Source organism: Phormidium pseudopriestleyi FRX01 (assembly GCF_017313335.1).
Taxonomy (GTDB): domain Bacteria; phylum Cyanobacteriota; class Cyanobacteriia; order Cyanobacteriales; family Laspinemataceae; genus Laspinema; species Laspinema pseudopriestleyi.
This window is the reverse complement of record NZ_JAFLQW010000440.1, coordinates 1-3,200: the sequence shown is the minus strand read 5'-3', so window position 1 is coordinate 3,200 and position 3,200 is coordinate 1. Positions and strand designations below refer to the sequence as shown.

Annotated in this window: 3 protein-coding genes; all 3 read right to left on the bottom strand. The window is 49.1% G+C overall.

Annotated features, from left to right (window positions below):
* Positions 1-324: polysaccharide biosynthesis/export family protein (locus J0895_RS26015; protein WP_242541371.1), on the bottom strand; the 324-nt coding region annotated here is incomplete at its 3' end.
* A gap of 67 nt (positions 325-391) precedes the next feature.
* Positions 392-553: a hypothetical protein gene (locus tag J0895_RS16575; protein WP_207089150.1), complete on the bottom strand. Its 162-nt coding sequence runs from the start codon at positions 551-553 to the stop codon at positions 392-394.
* An 80-nt stretch (positions 554-633) separates the two neighbouring features.
* Positions 634-2,757: a polysaccharide biosynthesis protein gene (locus tag J0895_RS16570; protein ID WP_207089149.1), complete on the bottom strand. Its 2,124-nt coding sequence runs from the start codon at positions 2,755-2,757 to the stop codon at positions 634-636.
* Positions 2,758-3,200: the final 443 nt, after the last annotated feature.

The following is a 3,200-nucleotide window of genomic DNA, read 5'->3' as shown; positions in this document are numbered from 1 at the left end:
GGGGAGGTTTAAGGTGCCATCGACTAGGACTTGGTGTTGACCATTTTCTCCGCTGTATTCGGGGACGTTAAAAATATCGATTTGAATGCGATCGCCAGGACCGAGGGTATAGGCTTCTTGCAAGGCTGCTCCCTGGGCCAAGAGTCGGGGTTCTTGTCCCGGTGGTAAGGAGGGCTGTGCAACAGCCGGGAGTGCTGCTGTTAGGGCGATGAATATAGAGAATGTCAACCCCGAGACTGACTGGGCGATCGGTTGTCGGAGGTCCAGTCTGCTAGACCAGGGATGGGAATGAGATTGGGGAGAATAGGATTCTGCACTGACCATATTGTTAAAAATGGATTTGTCGCTTAAGAATTTATGTAGGGAAATCGGAATTGAGCAACCATAGGGATTATAGAAGAACCCCGTATTTTTTATGGGTTAATGCCTGAGCAATCAACTCGGGGATATTAGATGGGGTAACCTCAACTCGTGGGAAGTCGGACAACCAAATCTGGGGATAGCAAGGCGATCGCCCTATCTTACCGACTTGAGCAACAGTCAGTTGACCCACACAGAGGATTTCATCCCATTCTACATTGAAAAAATTTCCCCTCCTGAACCTCGGGCTTCAACCTCGGTTCCTTGGCGCTGTTAAGGCAAAGTAAAGCTATCACTGCCAGCACCTCTTCCCTCTACAGGCAGACTCGAAAACACCGTTGCTTCATTTTTTCCAGAGCTATTTAGTTTTGAAGCGCCCATACCTTTGGGTTCTTCTACAGTAGAAAGTGAAGTTAACCGAGCAGAGCGAAAACCTACCGAAGAAGGCTGATACTCAGGAACTAAACGTTGCAATTCTGCTCGAATTGCCACCCCATCATCAGTTCGAGTTTTTTGCACCAATGCTTCTAAAAGAGGCTGTAAAAATTCCCAGTGGATTTTAGCTTCTTGAGCGCAGAAGATTTTAGGATGCTGAGTCGGTCGAGCATTCGCACTATCGACCAATAATTCTTCGTGCAGTTTTTCTCCCGGTCTTAACCCGGTAATTTTAATATCAATATCCTTTCCTGGTACTAACCCACTCAGCTGAATCATCTGCAAAGCTAAATCATAAATCCGCACCGGCTCACCCATATCTAACAAGAAGATTTCCCCTCGTTTTCCCATTGCTCCAGCCTGAATCACTAAGCGGGCGGCTTCCGGGATGGACATAAAATAACGAGTCATCTCAGGATGGGTGACAGTGATGGCTTGACCCTCAGCAATTTGCTTGCGGAATCGGGGAACCACTGAACCACTACTATCTAGCACATTGCCAAACCGAACAATGGTAAACCGGGTGGAAATCCCCGATCGCTCCGCTAAAGCTTGGACAATCAGTTCCGCTACCCGTTTGCTGGCCCCCATGATATTCGTGGGACGAACGGCTTTATCTGTGGAAATCAACACAAAATTAGCAACCCGACAGTCGATCGCACAGCGCACCGTAGTCCAAGTTCCCACCACATTATTGATAATTCCCGGAGAGGGATTGGCTTCCACTAAGGGAACGTGCTTATAGGCGGCGGCATGATAAATCGTATCCACCTGATATTGGGTCAGAACTCCAGCTAGTCGGTTTTCATCATTGACTGACCCCAAACAAGCCACCCGCTTGAGGGTCGGATAGGCTTCTGCTAACTCCATATCGATGCTATAGAGGGCAAATTCCCCCAATTCATATAGCACCAAACATTTCGGCTGTTGTTGAGCAATTTGGCGGCACAATTCCGAGCCAATTGACCCCCCGGCACCCGTGACCAGAACCGTTTTGCCAGTGATATTCATCCGCAGCAATTCTGGATCGGGGATGACTTCTTCTCGACCGAGGAGGTCGGCGATATCAATATTTCTAATTTCACTAATAGAGACCTGACCGGATAAAATCTCGCCAATACAGGGAACGGTTTTGACCGGCAGGGACAGGAACTGTAAGCCTTCTAAAATTTGCCGCTTTCTGAGGCGATCGACCGAAGGCATTGCTAATAAAATAGTATCAAAAGGCTTTTGGAGTTGGAGTCTCGGTAATGTAGTGGGGGAATAGACCGGGAGTCCCTGAATATTTTGATTGGCTAAAGAGGGGTCATCATCGACAAAGGCAACAGGTTGGTAACTGGCGTGATGGGCGAGGGATTGAGCCAGTTGAGACCCAGCAGAGCCAGCACCATAAATCACAATCCGTTCCGGGGTTTGATTTTGCCGAGGCAGACCGATCAGGGTATTAACCAACCATCTCAGAGACAGACGCACGCCCACGACCAATAACAGGGTGAGTAGGGCATCGTTGAATAGGATGGAGCGCGGTAATTTTAGGAATTCAAATAAATAGGCCAGCAGGACAAAGGCCCCGGAACTGAACAGGACCGCTTTAGTGGCGGTTAATAAAAATTCCAAGCCTGCATACCGCAGCACCGGGCGGTACATTCCCGTCACCAGGAAGACCAAAGGCTTGATTACAATCAGAAGCAGAATCAGCCATAAATAGGGCCAGGTTTCTTGAACCGGAAACAGACTGCTGAACCGCAGTCCAAATGCCCCATAAATGGCGACGAGAAAGACTGCCGTATCCAGACTCAACAGAATCAGACGTTTCTGGGGCCTGGAGAGGGAAGCAGCGACGGACTGAAAGGCAGTCCCTAGGTTGTTTATCAGCCAGTTTTGGGTCATGGGAACAGTATAAATTCCATAACGCTCGTTATGCTTGGACTGGGATCCGTAGGATTTGAGAGCAACTTTCATACAGATATATGAATTTCCCGGATTGCTGAGAGTTCCCTCAATCCCCGAATACAGGATCCAGACTGGGTGCTAAGGGGCGATTTGCAACAAATCTTCAAAAGCTTTGTTGATTATAGGGGATTGTTACTAGCTTGGGAACTTTTGCCTGCACCCTCAAGGGTGGGGCCACAAGAACGGAGGTTCCTCCTACGCGGGGTAGACCCCACCCAACCCTCCCCTTGCCAAGGGGAGGGCTATGAGAAGCCACCTTTGTCCTCGGGACGCGGGGTAGACTCCACCTGAGTCTTGCACCCGTTGCAACAAACGGCGGGGGATAAATCGATTGGCGGCCTGATAGAATCAAGTCGTCTAAAGACGACTGCAAGCCTGATACAGTGGTGTTTTTAGTCGGTTTTCAACCGGGTTTCTGACCCTCTACCCAGAAGCAAGAAACCGGGTTTCTG